We start from the raw sequence: 15,694 nt of genomic DNA, 5'->3' as shown, positions 1-15,694 counted from the left end.
AGGGCGTGGGCCGCGTCGACGGTCAGCGGCTCAGGCGGGCAGGGTGTTGCGGTGCGAGCGCCGCCGGGCCGCGCTGAGCAGGGCCTGGATCTGCGCCCCCGACTGTTCGACGTCGTCCAGGGGGGAGGGGAAGGGCAGCCGCGCGTCACGGTGACCGTTCGCCTCCTCCAGCCGCAGGGTGATGCCGTACCGGTCCAGGGCCAGCGGCAGCGCGCGCACCACGGCGGCCGCGGGCGCCGGGCGGACCAGCCGCAGCAGCAGGGTGACCAGTTCGGGGTGGTCGTCGAGCAGGTGGGTGAGCATGCCGGCCTCGTACGGGGCGAGCGGGTCGGGCCAGGCCTGGTCCAGCTCCTCCAGCCCGATGTACGAGGTCCCCTCGGCCGTCTCCAGGATCGCCTGGCCGTACTCCACGCAGGTGCTCTCGGCGCTGTTGTCGGTGTACGGGGTGAGCAGGTGCCCGATGACGGTGACCCGGGCGCGCACCCGGTCCCGTACCGGGGTCGGGGCGATGTCGGTGAACTCCAGCCGGATGACCGGCCGGTTCTCACCGAGGGCGGCGGCCCCCTGGCCGGCGGCGGGAGCGGCGGGGTGCAGGTGCAGCCGACCGAGCAGGTCTTCGCCCTCCATCTGGTGGACCTCGCTGCGCAGTCCGTCCGTGACCACGGTCATGGAGTGGGCGGCGGCCAGGATCGACCGGACCCGCTCGGCGTCGGTGGGCGCGGCGGCGGGCGTGGCAGGGGCACCGGACATGCGCATGCGGATCTCTCCATCGTCCGAAGGTTAGGTATGCCTAACCTAACCCATCCCTTTCCAGGGGAGTACCCCACGCCCCGGTCGACCGGGAGGCTCGGCGATTTGTTCGGGTGAAGATTCGGGTCCCGCGACGGCGCGCCCCGACGCCCGCCGTGTCGGTGTTGGGCTGAACGGGTGAAACGCGAGAGGATGGCCCGATGCACATGAAGCGCACGGCCGAGGCGGCCCGGTGAGCAGGTACGACGTCACGGACGAACAGTGGGAGGGACTCGCGCAGGTGGTCCCCCTGCGCAGTCGCAACGAGTGGCCCTCCCGGGTGGACCACCGCACGATTCCCACGGCTCCCGGGGCGTCGGCGGCGGAACAGCGGCGCTTCGTCGTGATCCGGGTCCAGATCTTCGCGGACGCGCGGGAGGTGGCGGAGTATCTGATCGCGCAGATCCCGGTGCTGTTGGACCTCACGGGCGCGGACACCGAGGTGGCCAAGCGGATCCTGGACTTCAGCAGCGGCGTCGTCTTCGGACTGGGCAGCGGAATGCACCGGGTCGACCGGAACGTCTTCCTGCTCGCGCCGGTCGGCACCGAGGTCGAGGGCATCGCCGCGGCGGCCGTCCCCCGATCGTAGGAAGGTCCGCGCGACGGAACGGTTCGCCGGGACCGAGGGGTTCCCGGCGGCCGTACCGTCCCGCGCATGGAAGCCACTGCGGGCACGAGGTTGGCCGAAGCCCCTGCCGTCGACGCCTTCGTCACCGACGCCCCCGTCGCCGAGGCCCTCGCCCAGGACGCCCCCGGGGCTCCCGCCCTCGCGCGGCCCGTCGCGCACCAGCGGCCCGCCGTCACCGAGTTGCGGCTGTCCGCCTTCGGCCCGCACCGCGCGGCCGTCTTCCCGCTCGGCCCCGTCACCCTCTTCGCCGGACCCAGTGGCAGCGGCAAGTCGCAGGCACTGGACGCCTACGAGGCGCTGGCCGCCCTCGCCTCCGGGGCGACCCTGGAATCCGTGTTCCCGGACCCTTCCGCCCGGGTGCCCGAACGGGCCGTGCCCGACGCGCAACGCCGACGCGGATTCCGCATCGGCTGCACCGTCGACGGACCCGCCGGACCGGTCCGGCTCGACCTCGCCGTCCAGGCCGAACCCACGCTCCGCGTCGTCGGCGAACGGCTCGCGCAGGACGGACAGATCCTGCTCGGCACGGCCCTGCGCGACCCCGGCCGACGCACCGTGCAGGCGAGTTGGCTGACCGGCGGCTCCGTCGGCATGACCCGCGCCCCACTGCCGGACGACCGCCTCGGAACCGCCCTGCTGCCGCTGCGCGTCGCCGGATCCACCGCCGGGCAGCGGCGCGTCCTGACCGCCGCCGAACAGGTGGTGGTCGCGCTGCGCTCGGTGTTCCCCTGCGACCCGCGCCCGGAGCGGATGCGGGCCGCCGTCCCGCCCGGCGCCGGTCGGCTCGCCGGCGACTGCGCGAACCTGGCCGACGTCCTGCGTCGCACCCGTCACGAATGCGGCACCCGCCACGCCCTCCTGACCGAGGCGGCGCGCACCGGCTGCGCGGGTCCGGTGGCCGGGCTGACCGTACGGGACCTGCCGGACGGCTCCGTCGCCGCGCTGCTGGACCGGGGACCCGGCCGGCCCGGTACCGGCCTCGACCGCCTCGGCTCGGGCGAACTGCGCTTCCTCGCCCTGGCGCTCGTCCTGCTGACCGGACCCGGGGTGCTGGCCATGGACCCGGCCGCCGAACTCGTGTCCGCGCGGCAGGCCCTGACCGTGCTCGCCGACGACCTCGACCGCGGCATGGACCGGCGGCAGGGCGCCGAACTGCTGCGGCTCGCCCAGATCTGCTGCGCGCGCGGCCAGGTCAGGCTGGTGGCCTCCGTCGGGGAGGGGTGCGCGGGAACCGCGCGCGGACTCCCCGGCGTCTCGGTGGTAGACCTGGTCGCATGAGTGACACGCAACCCCGGGACGAGCGCCTGTACCTGCTCCAGCGACGGCTCGCCGAGTTCGCGGCGGCCCGGGACTGGGCCCCCTACCACACGCCCAAGAACCTGGCCGTGGCCTTGAGCGTGGAGGCGTCCGAACTGGTCGAGATCTTCCAGTGGTTGACGCCGGAGCAGTCGGCGAGGGTCATGGAGAAGCCGGAAAGCGCGCACCGTGTGGCCGATGAGGTGGCCGACGTGCTCGCGTATCTGCTGCAATTCTGTGAGGTCCTCGGGGTGGATGTGCTGGACGCGCTCGCGGCGAAGATCGAGAGGAACGAGCTCCGTTTCCCGGCACCGGGCGGTTCGAGCCACAATCGTCACTCTTCGGAGTGATGGCGTCGTCCACAACCATGTTTGTGTCCATAGATTTCCGAATACCCCTGGCTTTACTGGCTCGTTGCCTTCACTCTGGGTAGTGGAGAACGGTGGGATGTCGTGCGGACGGGGGACGGCATATGGATGCGGTACGGCTCATCGCGGCCGGCCGGCACGCGCTGGCACAGAGTGGGGCTGCGTGGGACATCGTGGGCGAGGCCTGGCAGGCCCAGGCGCTCGCCCAGGGGATAGGGAGCTGGCTGGCGGTCACCGGGCCGCCGGAGCTCAGAGCGGAGTCACGGGGACTGGGAGAAGCGGGTGGCAGAGGCTGCGGAGTGCTCGACCGCGCGGCACTGCGGGGCGAGGGCAGCACGCCCGAGCTGCCGCCGAGAGCGGCGCAACTGGCCGGGGTGGCGGATGTCCGGCAGGCGCTCCTGGGGCTCCAGGCGCTGCTCGGCGAAGTCGGCATAGCACTGGTCGGGGTGGCCTGCGGCACGGACGACGAGGGCCTGTACTGGCAGTGCATCGAGTCCATCGACGCGGCCGACGAGTCGAGCGACCGGGTGCGGGCGATACTGCGCAAGATGTCCGTCCGGGAACGGGGCTCCGCCTCGGGCGTGTCCTGAGCGGCGACCGTCCGACGGCGGTGAGCCGGCGGGGTGCCGGTCGGTGCGCTGGCTGGTCGGTGGGCCGGTGTGAGCGGTGCGCGGGCTGGACGGTCCGGCTCGGTCCGGCTCGGTCCGGCTCGGTCCGGCTCGGTCCGGCTCGGTCCGGCTCGGTCCGGCTCGGTCCGGCTCGGTCCGGCTCGGTCCGGGCCAACGATCCCCGTACGGGCCGGTCACTGGCGGGGGCGGGGTGGACCGTCCGGTTGACGGAGATTCACCCGGGCGGCGCGGGAGGGGCAGGATAGGAGCATGGACCTCCGCATTTTCACCGAGCCCCAGCAGGGCGCGAGCTACGACACCCTGCTGACCGTCGCCAAGGCCACCGAGGACCTCGGCTTCGACGCTTTCTTCCGTTCCGACCACTATCTGCGGATGGGGTCGGCCGACGGCCTGCCCGGTCCCACCGACGCCTGGATCACCCTCGCCGGCCTGGCCCGGGAGACCCGGCGGATCCGGCTGGGCACCCTCATGACGGCCGGGACCTTCCGGCTGCCCGGGGTCCTCGCCATCCAGGTGGCCCAGGTCGACCAGATGTCCGGCGGCCGGGTCGAACTCGGGCTGGGCGCGGGCTGGTTCGAGGACGAGCACAAGGCGTACGGGATCCCCTTCCCGGCCGAGCGGATGGCCCGGCTGGAGGAACAGCTGGCCATCGTCACCGGCCTGTGGGCCACCGAGCCCGGCGCCGCCTTCGACTACCGGGGGACCCACTACCAGGTGGAGAACTCCCCGGCACTGCCCAAGCCGGCCCAGGCCAAGGTGCCCGTCCTCATCGGCGGGCACGGGGCGAAGCGCACACCGCGTCTCGCGGCCCGGTACGCGGACGAGTTCAACATGCCGTTCGCGTCGATCGCCGACAGCGAGCGGCAGTTCGGTCGGGTCCGGGACGCCGCCGAGCAGGCGGGCCGCGCACCCGGGGAACTCGTCTACTCCAACGCCCTCGTGGTCTGCGTGGGCAGGGACGACGCCGAGGTGGCCCGCCGGGCCGCGGCGATCGGCCGCGAGGTGGACGAGCTGAAGGCCAACGGGCTGGCCGGTTCCCCGGCCGAGGTCGTCGAGAAGATCGGCACGTACGGGGCCATCGGCGCCTCCCGGATCTACCTCCAGCTGCTGGACCTCGACGATCTGGACCACCTGGAGCTGATCTCCGCCCAGGTGCTGTCCCAGCTCGGCTGAGGGGGAGGATCCGATGCCCCGCGCCCGCGGCCCGCTCGCCGAAGCCCTGGCCCGCGCCACCGTGCTCCTGGACGGCGGGCTGAGCAACCAGCTCGCCGCCCAGGGCTGCGACCTGTCCGGCGGCCTCTGGACGGGCCGGGTGCTCGCCGAGCGGCCGGACCTGATCGAGGCCGCGCACACGGCCTACGCGCGGGCCGGCGCCGAGGTGCTGATCACCGCGAGCTACCAGGTCGGGTACGAGGCCTTCGCCGCCCGGGGGTACGGGCGGGACCGGACCACGGAGCTGCTGGGGCGCAGCGTGCGGCTGGCCGCGGCCGCCGCCGAAGCCGCCGAGCAGGACGTCTGGGTGGCCGCGAGCGTCGGCCCGTACGGTGCGGTGCTCGCGGACGGCTCCGAGTACCGGGGCCGCTACGGCCTGGGGCTGCGCGAACTGGTCGACTTCCACCGGCCGCGCATCGAGGCGCTGTTGGCGGCGGAACCGGATGTGCTCGCCCTGGAGACCGTCCCGGACGCCGTCGAGGCCGAGGCGCTGCTCACGGTCGTGGCGGAGACGGGCGCCCCCGCCTGGCTGAGCTACACGCCGGCCGACGGCCGGACCCGGGCCGGGCAGCCGCTCGCCGAGGCCTTCGCCCTGGCCGCCGGGGCACCCGGGATCATCGCCGTCGGGGTCAACTGCTGCGACCCGCGGGACGTCCTTCCGTCCTTGCGGGCCGCGGCGGAGGCCACCGGGAAACCCCTCGTGGCCTACCCGAACGACGGCTCCGTGTGGCAGGCCGACACCGACACCTGGCAGGCGCCGGCCACGCCGCCCCCCTGGCCCGTGGAGGACTGGCGTGCCGCCGGCGCCCGACTCATCGGAGGCTGCTGCCGCATCGGCCCGGCCGGGATCGCGGCCCTGGCCGGGCGCCTGCGGGAGGCGTAGGACGAAACAGGCCTGGAGGGCGCCCCGCCCGGAGGGCTACTCGCAGGCGATGCCGTCGCCGTCGCGGTCGAGGTGAGCGCCGTAGCCGGGGTCACCCCGCCGGATGGGGTCGGCGCCGGCGGCCCGCACGGCGGTGCAGTTGCGGTAGTAGACGTCTCCACCGCCGGTCGAGGAGCCGCCATCGGTCGAGGAGCCGCCGTCGGTGGAGGAGCCGCCGGTCGTGGTCGACGATCCGCCACCCGTCGAGGAGGAGCCGCCGCCCGTGGTGGAGGAGCCGCCGCCGGTCGAGGAGCCCGAACTCGACGCGGAGCCCGTGTCGTTCGCGTCGTCGGCGGGCTGAGTGGGGGTCGGCTTCGGCTTCGGCTTCGGGTGGAGCACGGCGCCGACCGACGCCGGGCAGGCGGTTCCCGGGGCGACGAGGTGGACGTCGGTAGCGGGCGTGTTCGCGGCGAGTCGCGTGCCCGCCCCCAGGCCCTGGAAACAGACGAGCCAGGTGGTGTGGTCCGCCGGGAGGGGGACGTCCGCGTACGCGCTCCGGGCGGTCAACTCGCCCTTCATCAGGGCCTCGACCGCCTTCTCCGCCGTGGCGAACGGCTTGCCGACGACCGCCGGCATCACGGGCTCCGCGCTCGGGGTGGGCGTGGGGCTCGGGCTCGCCGAGGGGGTGGCGGCGGGGGAGGTCGTGGCGACGACGGCGGCGGCCTTCGGCTTCGCGTCGTCGACGGGCTCCTTCGGCGGGTCCGACAGCATGATGATCAGGAACCACACACCGGACAGGACGGTGGCGACGATCTTCTGTGTTCGGTTCCAGCGGCTCGTCCAGGCCAGGACGATGCCCGCCGGGGGCAGCAGGACCAGGGCGCCGATGATCAGCGCGGGGTGCTGCCACCACCGTCTGACGGGGTGGGCGGGCGCGTAGGCGTGGGGTGGCGGGTACACGGGTCTCCCGGGATGCGCGAGGTGGAATGGCGTTCAAAGAAGTGACAATGCCAAAACCTGCCGCCCGGTGGAGGGGGAATGCGGCGGAAGGCGGACGGAGCAGGGAGAGGGGGGCTTCCCCCGACCGGAATTCCGTTGTCCGGGAAGCCGCGATCCGCACATACTCGAGCGCATGTTCCTGACGATCTCCACGACCGGCACCGCCGCACGTCCCGCCACCGACCTGGGCTTTCTGCTGCACAAGCATCCCGGGAAGGCGCAGGCGTTCTCGACCTCCCACGGCACCGCGCACGTCTTCTACCCCGTGGTGTCGGACGAGGAGTGCACGGCGGCGCTGCTGCTGGAAGTGGACCCCGTCGCGCTCGTGCGCCGCGGGCAGGGCAAGGGCCGGGGCGGAGCACCGGACGCGGCCCTCGCCCAGTACGTCAACGACCGTCCGTACGCGGCGTCCTCGCTGCTGGCCGTCGCGCTCAGCGGGGTCTTTCGCAGCGCCCTCAAAGGACAGTGCTTCGTCCGCCCGGAGCTGCCGGAGCAGACCCGGCCGCTGCGGATCGAGATCCCGGCGCTGCCCGCCCGCGGCGGGGAGGATCTGGTGCGCCGGCTGTTCGGCCCGCTGGGGTGGGAGTCCGTCGGCGTGACGCGCGTACCGCTCGACGAACGGTTCCCCGAGTGGGGCGACTCCCGGTACGTACGACTCGTGCTGGAAGGCGAGTTGCGGCTGTCCGACGCGTTGCGTCAGCTGTACGTCCTGCTGCCCGTGCTCGACGACGCCAAGCACTACTGGGTGGCGCCGGACGAGGTGGACAAGCTGCTGCGCGCCGGTGACGGCTGGCTCGCCGGCCACCCCGAGAACGGACTCATCACCGCCCGCTACCTCGCCCGCCACAAGCGGCTCACCCAGGACGCCCTGGAACGCCTGGAGCTGGTCCGCCTCGCCGAGGTGGACGGCAGCGAGGTCGAGGAGATCGACAACGCCGTGGACGAGACGAAGGACACCGAGGAGCGTCCGGTGCCGCTCGCGGTGCGACGCCGCGAGGCGATCCTCGGCGCGCTGCGCACCGCCGGCGCGGCCCGCGTCCTCGACCTGGGCTGCGGCCAGGGGCAGTTGCTGCAGGCCCTGCTCAAGGACGTGTCCTTCACGGAGGTCGTCGGCGTGGACGTGTCCATGCGGGCGCTCGGCACCGCCGTCAAGCGGCTGCGACCGGAGCGGATGGGGGAGCGGCAGGGTTCCCGCCTCACCCTCCTCCAGGGTTCCCTGGCGTACACCGACAAGCGGTTGGCGGGCTACGACGCGGCCGTCCTCAGCGAGGTCATCGAGCACGTGGACCTGCCCCGGCTGTCCGCGCTGGAGTACACGGTCTTCGGCGCGGCCCGCCCGCGCACGGTCCTGGTGACCACCCCGAACGTCGAGTACAACGTCCGCTGGGAGTCCCTGCCCGCCGGGCACGTCCGGCACGGCGACCACCGCTTCGAATGGACCCGGGAGGAGTTCCGCGCCTGGGCGGACCGGGTCGCCGCACGGTACGGCTACTCCGTCACCCACGCGCCCGTCGGGGACGAGGACCCGGAGGTCGGGCCGCCGACCCAGATGGCCGTCTTCAGCCGCGCGGACGCCGCCGCGGCCGACGCGCCGCACACCCACACCCACACCGACACCGACACCCCGAAGGAGGACGAGGCAGCGTGACCACCGAGGACGGCACCACCACCGCCGGCGAAGACGACACCACCGAAGACCGCGACACCACCGACCGGGGGCGCGTGCTCCCCGTCACCGACCTGTCCCTCGTCGTGCTCATCGGCGCCACCGGATCGGGCAAGTCCACCTTCGCCCGCAGGCACTTCAAGCCGACCGAGGTCATCTCCTCCGACTTCTGCCGGGGCCTGGTCGCCGACGACGAGAACGACCAGAGCGCGAGCAAGGACGCCTTCGACGTCCTGCACCACATCGCCGGCAAGCGGCTCGCCGCCGGCCGTCTCACCGTCGTCGACGCGACCAGCGTGCAGCAGGAGTCCCGCCGACAGCTGGTCAGACTGGCCCGCGAGCACGACGTGCTGCCCATCGCCATCGTCCTCGACCTGCCCGAGGAGGTCTGCGCGGCACGCAACGCCACCCGGCCCGACCGGGCCGGGATGCCGCGCCAGGTCATCCAGCGGCACCGGCGCGAACTGCGCCGGTCGCTGCGCGGACTGGAGCGCGAGGGGTTCCGCAAGGTCCACGTCCTGCGCACCGTCGAGGAGGTCGAGACGGCCGAGGTGGTGCTGGAGAAGCGCTTCAACGACCTCACCCACCTCAGCGGCCCCTTCGACATCATCGGCGACGTCCACGGCTGCGCCTCCGAGCTGGAGACGCTGCTCGCCACGCTCGGCTACGAGGACGGGGTCCACCCCGAGGGCCGCACCGCCGTCTTCGTCGGCGACCTCGTCGACCGGGGCCCGGACAGCCCCGGCGTCCTGCGCCGCGTGATGGGCATGGTCGGCTCGGGCAACGCCCTGTGCGTGCCGGGGAACCACGAGAACAAGCTGGGCCGCCACCTCAGGGGATCCGACGTCCGGCGGACCCACGGCCTGGCCGAGACCATCGAACAGCTCGCCCGCGAGCCGGAGGAGTTCGTCCGGGAGGTACGGACGTTCATCGACGGCCTCGTCAGCCACTACGTGCTCGACGGCGGCAGGCTGGTGGTCTGCCACGCCGGGCTGCCGGAGAAGTACCACGGCCGCACTTCCGGCCGGGTCCGTTCGCACGCCCTGTACGGCGAGACCACCGGCGAGACCGACGAGTTCGGCCTGCCCGTGCGCTACCCGTGGGCGGAGGACTACCGGGGCAAGGCCGTCGTGGTCTACGGCCACACCCCGGTCCCGAACACGTCCTGGATCAACAACACCATCTGTCTCGACACCGGCGCGGTCTTCGGCGGGAAGATGACCGCCCTGCGCTGGCCCGAGCGCGAACTGGTCGACGTACCGGCCGAGAAGGTCTGGTACGAGCCGGTCAAGCCGCTCGTCGCCGAGACCCCGGGCGGACACGACGGACGTCCGCTCGACCTGAACGACGTCATCGGCCGCCGGATCGTCGAGACCCGTCACCTGGGCAACGTCAACGTCCGCGAGGAGAACGCGGCGGCGGCCCTGGAGGTCATGAGCCGCTTCGCGGTGGACCCGCGGCTGCTCCCGTACCTGCCGCCCACGATGGCGCCCACGGCCACCTCGCGGCAGGAGGGCTACCTGGAACACCCCGCCGAGGCCTTCGCGCAGTACCGCGAGGACGGCATCGAGCGGGTGGTGTGCGAGGAGAAGCACATGGGCTCCCGCGCCACCGTCCTGGTGTGCCGGGACGCCGAGGCCGCCCGCGAGCGGTTCGGGGTGGACGGCCCCACGGGCTCCGTCCACACCCGCACCGGGCGCCCCTTCTTCCACGACCAGGAGGTCACGGAGGAGGTGCTCACCCGGATCCGCCGGGCGCTCACCGACGCCGGGACGTGGGAGGAGCTGGACACCGACTGGCTGCTCCTCGACGGGGAACTGCTGCCCTGGTCGCTGAAGTCCACCGGCCTGCTGCGCAACCAGTACGCCGCCGTGGGCGCCGCCTCCCGCGCCGTGTTCCCCGAAGCCCTCGCCGCCCTGGAGGCGGCCGGGGCCCGGGGCGTGGACACCGCCGCGTTGACCGCCCGCCAGCGCGAACGGGCCGGCGACGCGGCCCTGTTCACCGATGCCTACCGGCGCCACTGCTGGAGCACCGACGGGCTGGACGGCGTACGGTTCGCGCCGTTCCAGATCCTGGCGGCCGCCGGGCGCTCGCTGGCCGCGGTGCCGCACGACGAGCAGCTGGCCCTCCTGGACCGGCTCGTCGCCGCCGACGAGGCGGCCGGCACCGGGCTGTTGCGCCGCACGGGCCGGATCGTGATCGACACCGGCGACGAGGCCTCCGTGCGGGCGGGCACCGACTGGTGGCTGGAACTCACCGCCGCCGGCGGCGAGGGGATGGTCGTCAAACCGCTCGTGGCGTACGCCAGGGACGCCAAGGGGCGCCTGGTCCAGCCGGGGGTGAAGGTACGCGGGCGCGAGTACCTGCGGATCATCTACGGTCCGGAGTACACGCGGCCGGACAACCTGGAGCGGCTGCGCGGGCGGTTCCTCGGCCACAAGCGCTCGCTCGCCCTGCGCGAGTACGCCCTGGGACTGGAGGCGTTGGACCGGCTGGCGGCCGGTGAGCCGTTGTGGCGGGTGCACGAGGCGGTGTTCGCCGTCCTCGCGTTGGAGTCGGAGCCGGTCGACCCGCGGCTGTGACCCCGCGCGGGCCGAGCCGCCCGCACGGCGCGTAAAGCAAGGGCCCCCGTACGGCCTCGAATTAGGTCGTATGGGGGAACTTTCGCGGAGAACTCCGGGAAAACCACCGGCGGGATCGTTCATCCAGGGCAGCGGAACGTCCGCGACCCCGAAAGGACGGAACCTCACCTATGAAGATGACCGCGCGCGGAAGCATTGCGGCGCTCATGACCTGTATGGCGGCGGCCGGCGCGGCCACCCCGGCCCTGGCCGACGCGGTACCCGTCGCCGTCCCGCTTGAGGCCGTCGAGACCACGCTGGGCGTGGACACCCCGCGTGTGGCCACCGGTGTTCCGGTGCCGGTCGTCGGCGCCCCCGAAGCCCCGCGCCACCACACGGGAGACCTGCTTCCGACCCCACTGCTCCCGGTGGTCCCGATCGGCACCGACCTCGGTCACACCCTCGTCACCTCCCCGGTGCCGAACCTGGCGGGCAGTCCCGAGACCGACGGCGAGGGTTCGGTGGAGGCCCCCTCGACGACCCTGCTCGCCAAGAGCCCCGGCGCGGTGATCGGCGCCCCGCTGGGCATGCCGGACGGGAGCAACTACGGGATCCCGCGCCTCACCACCCCGAAGCTGGGTCTGACCGCCCCCGAGCTCACCGGTGCCCCGGCGGCGCTTCTCGGCCTGCGCTGAGGGCTTCTCGGCCTGCGCCGAGGCCGCTGAGCCGACGCCAGGTCAAAAAGCGGCCCGGTCTGGGAATGTGTACGGCATGGGATTCCATGTCGACTCCGAGACCGGGCGGCTTCGCCGCGTCATCCTCCACCGGCCCGACCTGGAGCTGAAGAGGCTCACACCAAGCAACAAGGACGCCCTGCTCTTCGACGACGTCCTGTGGGTGCGGCGCGCCCGCCAGGAACACGACGGCTTCGCGGACGTGTTGCGCGACCGGGGCGTCGCGGTCCACCTCTTCGGCGACCTGCTCCGGGAGGCCCTCGACATCCCGGAGGCGAGACACCTCGTCCTCGACCGGGTCTTCGACGAGAAGGAGTACGGGCCGCTGGCCACCGACCACCTGCGGTCGGTCTTCGACGGGCTCTCCGCGCACGCGCTCGCCGAGGCGCTGGTCGGCGGGATGACCAAGCGGGAGTTCCTGGACGCGCACGCCGAGCCGGTGTCGGTCCGCTTCCACGCGATGGAGCTGGACGACTTCCTGCTGGGACCGCTGCCCAACCACCTGTTCACCCGCGACACCTCCGCCTGGATCTACGACGGGGTGTCCATCAACGCCATGCGCTGGCCGGCCCGGCAGCGCGAGACCGTCCACTTCGAGGCGATCTACAAGCACCACCCGCTCTTCACCTCCTCCGGTGCGTTCCACTACTGGTCGCAGGGGCAGGCCGACTACCCGTCGACGATCGAGGGCGGCGACGTCCTGGTCATCGGCAACGGCGCCGTGCTGATCGGGATGAGCGAGCGCACCACCCCGCAGGCCGTGGAGATGCTGGCGCGCGGACTGTTCGCCGCCGGGTCGGCGACCACCATCGTGGCGCTGGACATGCCCAAGCGGCGGGCCTTCATGCACCTGGACACGGTGATGACGATGGTGGCCGCAGATACGTTCACTCAGTACGCGGGACTGGGCATGCTGCGCTCCTACACGATCGAGCCGGGATCCGAGGCGAGCGAACTCAAGGTGACCGACCACCCGCCGGAGCACATGCACCGGGCCATCGCGGCGGCGCTCGGACTGGACTCGATCAAGGTGCTGACCGCCACCCAGGACGTGCACTCGGCGGAGCGGGAGCAGTGGGACGACGGCTGCAACGTGCTGGCGGTGGAGCCGGGGGTCGTGGTCGCGTACGAGCGCAACGTCACCACCAACACCCATCTGCGTCGGGAGGGCATCGAGGTGATCGAGATCCCGGGCAGCGAACTCGGGCGGGGGCGGGGCGGGCCGCGCTGCATGAGCTGTCCGGTGGAGCGGGACCCGGTCTGACATCGGCCGGAGGGCGTCGGCGGGCGGTGACCGAACCGGGAACGGGGCTGTATATCAATGCGGAGGATCGTATAGACTTCCAGCATCCCCTGTCAGTGTCACCCTGGAGTGTCCCCATGGCCACCGATCTCGTCGGCCGCAGTTTCCTCAAGGAGCTCGACTTCACCGCCGCCGAGTTCCGCGGCCTGATCGAGCTCGCCGCCGCCCTCAAGGCCGCCAAGCGGGCCGGGACCGAGCAGCGCCTGCTCCAGGGGCGCAACATCGCGCTGATCTTCGAGAAGACCTCCACCCGCACCCGCTGCGCCTTCGAGGTCGCCGCCGCCGACCAGGGCGCCCACACCACCTACCTGGACCCCACCGGATCCCAGATGGGGCACAAGGAGTCCGTCAAGGACACCGCCCGGGTGCTGGGCCGGATGTTCGACGGCATCGAGTACCGGGGCGACAGCCAGGAGATCGTCGAGGAGCTCGCCGCGTACTCCGGCGTGCCCGTCTTCAACGGTCTCACCGACGACTGGCACCCCACCCAGATGCTGGCCGACGTGCTCACCATGACCGAGCACTGCGCCAAGCCCCCGGAGCGGATCACTTTCGCCTACCTCGGCGACGCCCGCTTCAACATGGGCAACTCCTACCTGGTGACCGGCGCGCTGCTGGGCATGGACGTGCGGATCGTCGCCCCCCGCGCCTACTGGCCCGCCGAGTCCGTGGTGGCCGCGGCCCGCGACCTCGCGGAGCGCAGCGGGGCCCGGATCACCCTCACCGAGGAGATCGCCGAAGGCGTGGCGCAGGCCGATTTCGTCGTCACCGACATCTGGGTGTCCATGGGCGAGCCCAAGGAGGTCTGGGACGAGCGGATCGCGGCCCTGTCCCCGTACGCCGTGACCATGGACGTGCTGCGCGCCACCGGCAACCCGGACGTGCGGTTCCTGCACTGCCTGCCGGCCTTCCACGACCTCGGGACGGCGGTGGCGCGGGAGATCCACGAGCGGCACGGGCTGGAGTACCTGGAGGTGACGGACGAGGTGTTCGAGTCCGAGCACTCGCTGGTCTTCGACGAGGCCGAGAATCGGCTGCACACCATCAAGGCCGTGCTGGTCGCGACGCTGGCCGACCCCGGAGCGGCTCTCTCCGCATAGTCATGCGGGTCGCGGGTCGCGGGCCGCGGGGCCCGAGGCGCGCGGCTCCGGTCGGGTGCCTCCCGGGCGGCCGCGCCGCCTCGTCACGCGTGCCGGCGCGCGGGCAGCGTGAACCACACCGCCTTGCCGTGCTCGGTGGGCCGGTGGCCGCAGGCGGAACTCAGCGTCCGGATCAACAGCAGGCCCCGGCCGTGCTCCTGCCAGGGGTCGGGGTGCGCGTCGTCCCGGCGGGTCGCGAGATCGCCCGGCGGCCGGGGGTCGCCGTCGTGCACCTCGACCTGGCAGCCGTTCGCCAGCAGCTCCACGACCAGTTCGATCGGGGCCCGGCCCGCGGTGTGCTCGACGGCGTTGGCGACCAGCTCGGCGGTCAGCAGTTCCGCGGTGTCGCTGTCGGCGGACGGTTCGATGTCGGTCAGGGCGGTACGGACCAGGGCGCGCGCGATGGGCACGGCGGCGGCCGTGTGCGGCAGGGCGATCCGCCAGGCGGATGGGTCGGGCAAGGCGGGGCCGTCCTTATCCAGGGGGAGGCGGGCCGGGGGTGGGTAACTCCCGGTTTCAACGATACGAACCCGAAGTGTGGCCCTGTAGGGCACCCCGTCCGAAACGTGGGGACCAGTGCCACGGGCGGCGGGGACCTTCGGCGCGCGGGCGTCGACACGCGGCCGTGGGCTGTCGCGTTTCTGTGACGGGAGTCACGGAGCGGTGATACCGTCGGTCGGGTGAGCCCCTTCCTCGGTTCCACCTCAGCGACCGAACGGTGGCGCCACCTCCGGGTGACCCGGCAGGACGGCGTGGCCACCGTCACCCTCGACCGACCGGACAAGCTGAACGCGCTCACCTTCGGCGCCTACGCCGACCTGCGCGATCTGCTCGCCGAACTGTCCCGTGAGCGCTCCGTGCGCGCCCTCGTGCTGGGCGGCGAGGGGCGCGGCTTCTGCTCCGGCGGGGACGTGGACGAGATCATCGGCGCCACCCTCGCCATGGACACCGCCCAGCTCCTCGACTTCAACCGGATGACCGGCCAGGTGGTCCGGGCCCTGCGCGAATGCCCGTTCCCGGTGATCGCCGCCGTCCACGGGGTGGCCGCCGGGGCCGGGGCCGTCCTCGCGCTCGCCTCCGACTTCCGCATCGCCGACCCCACCGCCCGCTTCGCCTTCCTCTTCACCCGCGTCGGCCTCTCCGGCGGCGACATGGGCGCCGCCTACCTGCTGCCCCGGGTCGTGGGCCTCGGCCACGCCACCCGGCTGCTGATGCTCGGAGAGCCCGTTCGGGCCCCCGAGGCCGAGCGGATCGGCCTGCTCAGCGAGATGACCGAGGAGGGCAAGGCCCACACCCGGGCCGCCGAACTCGCCGCCCACCTCGCGGCCGGACCGGCCCTGGCCTACGCCCAGACCAAGGCGCTGCTGACCGCCGAACTCGACATGCCGCTGGCCGCCTCGGTCGAGCTGGACGCCAACACCCAGGCACTCCTGATGAACGGCGAGGACTACGCGGAGTTCCACGCCGCCTTCACCGGCAGGCGCCCGCCGCAGTGGAAGGGCAGGTAG

At 72.8% G+C, this 15,694-nt stretch carries 15 protein-coding genes; 12 read left to right on the top strand and 3 right to left on the bottom strand.

The window, feature by feature from the left end; all coding sequences use genetic code 11:
• Nucleotides 1-30: 30 nt before the first annotated feature.
• Nucleotides 31-756, bottom strand: a complete 726-nt coding sequence (locus tag OG906_RS09530) for a DUF2470 domain-containing protein (protein WP_329441734.1) — start codon at nt 754-756, stop codon at nt 31-33.
• A gap of 226 nt (nt 757-982) precedes the next feature.
• Between OG906_RS09530 and OG906_RS09525 the strand changes: the two genes are divergently transcribed.
• The 6 genes from OG906_RS09525 to mmuM all read left to right on the top strand — a co-directional run bounded on the left by OG906_RS09525 (nt 983) and on the right by mmuM (nt 5,805).
• Nucleotides 983-1,378, top strand: coding sequence for a cell division protein SepF (locus OG906_RS09525; RefSeq protein ID WP_053684615.1), 396 nt, complete (start codon nt 983-985; stop codon nt 1,376-1,378).
• 66 nt (nt 1,379-1,444) lie between these two features.
• Nucleotides 1,445-2,695 carry an AAA family ATPase gene (locus tag OG906_RS09520; protein ID WP_329441731.1) on the top strand — a complete coding sequence of 417 codons (1,251 nt, stop codon included), beginning with the start codon at nt 1,445-1,447 and terminating at the stop codon, nt 2,693-2,695.
• A complete protein-coding gene (locus OG906_RS09515) occupies nt 2,692-3,063 on the top strand; it encodes a nucleotide pyrophosphohydrolase (RefSeq protein WP_267801124.1) in 372 nt (123 codons plus the stop codon). The genes OG906_RS09520 and OG906_RS09515 overlap by 4 nt, the downstream gene beginning before the upstream one ends.
• Before the next feature lie 122 nt (nt 3,064-3,185).
• A complete protein-coding gene (locus OG906_RS09510) occupies nt 3,186-3,671 on the top strand; it encodes a DUF6099 family protein (protein WP_267801125.1) in 486 nt (161 codons plus the stop codon).
• Nucleotides 3,672-3,959: 288 nt separating this feature from the next.
• A complete protein-coding gene (locus OG906_RS09505) occupies nt 3,960-4,883 on the top strand; it encodes an LLM class F420-dependent oxidoreductase (protein ID WP_329441728.1) in 924 nt (307 codons plus the stop codon).
• A gap of 13 nt (nt 4,884-4,896) precedes the next feature.
• A complete protein-coding gene (gene mmuM / locus OG906_RS09500; protein WP_329441726.1) occupies nt 4,897-5,805 on the top strand; it encodes a homocysteine S-methyltransferase in 909 nt (302 codons plus the stop codon).
• 36 nt (nt 5,806-5,841) lie between these two features.
• Here the strand turns inward: mmuM and OG906_RS09495 are convergent, their stop codons facing one another.
• Nucleotides 5,842-6,744, bottom strand: a complete 903-nt coding sequence (locus OG906_RS09495) for an excalibur calcium-binding domain-containing protein (protein WP_329441724.1) — start codon at nt 6,742-6,744, stop codon at nt 5,842-5,844.
• Between the two features lie 172 nt (nt 6,745-6,916).
• Between OG906_RS09495 and OG906_RS09490 the strand changes: the two genes are divergently transcribed.
• The 5 genes from OG906_RS09490 (at nt 6,917) to argF (ending at nt 14,147) form a co-directional block, all read left to right on the top strand.
• Nucleotides 6,917-8,431, top strand: coding sequence for a 3' terminal RNA ribose 2'-O-methyltransferase Hen1 (locus tag OG906_RS09490; protein WP_329441722.1), 1,515 nt, complete (start codon nt 6,917-6,919; stop codon nt 8,429-8,431).
• Nucleotides 8,428-11,031 carry a polynucleotide kinase-phosphatase gene (locus OG906_RS09485; RefSeq protein WP_443067367.1) on the top strand — a complete coding sequence of 868 codons (2,604 nt, stop codon included), beginning with the start codon at nt 8,428-8,430 and terminating at the stop codon, nt 11,029-11,031. The genes OG906_RS09490 and OG906_RS09485 overlap by 4 nt, the downstream gene beginning before the upstream one ends.
• A gap of 176 nt (nt 11,032-11,207) precedes the next feature.
• Nucleotides 11,208-11,705, top strand: coding sequence for a hypothetical protein (locus OG906_RS09480; RefSeq protein WP_329441721.1), 498 nt, complete (start codon nt 11,208-11,210; stop codon nt 11,703-11,705).
• A gap of 76 nt (nt 11,706-11,781) precedes the next feature.
• Nucleotides 11,782-13,008 carry an arginine deiminase gene (locus OG906_RS09475; protein ID WP_267801132.1) on the top strand — a complete coding sequence of 409 codons (1,227 nt, stop codon included), beginning with the start codon at nt 11,782-11,784 and terminating at the stop codon, nt 13,006-13,008.
• A 116-nt stretch (nt 13,009-13,124) separates the two neighbouring features.
• On the top strand, nt 13,125-14,147 hold the full coding sequence (gene argF / locus OG906_RS09470) for an ornithine carbamoyltransferase (RefSeq protein ID WP_329441719.1): 1,023 nt from the start codon (nt 13,125-13,127) through the stop codon (nt 14,145-14,147).
• Nucleotides 14,148-14,230: 83 nt separating this feature from the next.
• Here the strand turns inward: argF and OG906_RS09465 are convergent, their stop codons facing one another.
• On the bottom strand, nt 14,231-14,647 hold the full coding sequence (locus tag OG906_RS09465; RefSeq protein ID WP_385642060.1) for an ATP-binding protein: 417 nt from the start codon (nt 14,645-14,647) through the stop codon (nt 14,231-14,233).
• 219 nt (nt 14,648-14,866) lie between these two features.
• Between OG906_RS09465 and OG906_RS09460 the strand changes: the two genes are divergently transcribed.
• Complete coding sequence (locus tag OG906_RS09460; RefSeq protein ID WP_267801135.1) at nt 14,867-15,694, top strand: enoyl-CoA hydratase family protein; 828 nt, start codon at nt 14,867-14,869, stop codon at nt 15,692-15,694.

This window comes from Streptomyces sp. NBC_01426, from assembly GCF_036231985.1.
Taxonomy (GTDB): Bacteria; Actinomycetota; Actinomycetes; order Streptomycetales; family Streptomycetaceae; genus Streptomyces.
This window is presented reverse-complemented; position numbering and strand designations above follow the sequence as displayed.

Bases quoted from the DNA above. Each gene is read 5' to 3' on its own strand.
- mmuM (WP_329441726.1), top strand. From the start codon at position 4,897: ATGCCCCGCGCCCGCGGCCCGCTCGCCGAAGCCCTGGCCCGCGCCACC.
- OG906_RS09475 (WP_267801132.1), top strand. From the start codon at position 11,782: ATGGGATTCCATGTCGACTCCGAGACCGGGCGGCTTCGCCGCGTCATC.
- OG906_RS09530 (WP_329441734.1), bottom strand. From the start codon at position 756: ATGCGCATGTCCGGTGCCCCTGCCACGCCCGCCGCCGCGCCCACCGAC.
- OG906_RS09510 (WP_267801125.1), top strand. From the start codon at position 3,186: ATGGATGCGGTACGGCTCATCGCGGCCGGCCGGCACGCGCTGGCACAG.
- argF (WP_329441719.1), top strand. From the start codon at position 13,125: ATGGCCACCGATCTCGTCGGCCGCAGTTTCCTCAAGGAGCTCGACTTC.
- OG906_RS09520 (WP_329441731.1), top strand. From the start codon at position 1,445: ATGGAAGCCACTGCGGGCACGAGGTTGGCCGAAGCCCCTGCCGTCGAC.
- OG906_RS09505 (WP_329441728.1), top strand. From the start codon at position 3,960: ATGGACCTCCGCATTTTCACCGAGCCCCAGCAGGGCGCGAGCTACGAC.
- OG906_RS09490 (WP_329441722.1), top strand. From the start codon at position 6,917: ATGTTCCTGACGATCTCCACGACCGGCACCGCCGCACGTCCCGCCACC.
- OG906_RS09480 (WP_329441721.1), top strand. From the start codon at position 11,208: ATGACCGCGCGCGGAAGCATTGCGGCGCTCATGACCTGTATGGCGGCG.
- OG906_RS09515 (WP_267801124.1), top strand. From the start codon at position 2,692: ATGAGTGACACGCAACCCCGGGACGAGCGCCTGTACCTGCTCCAGCGA.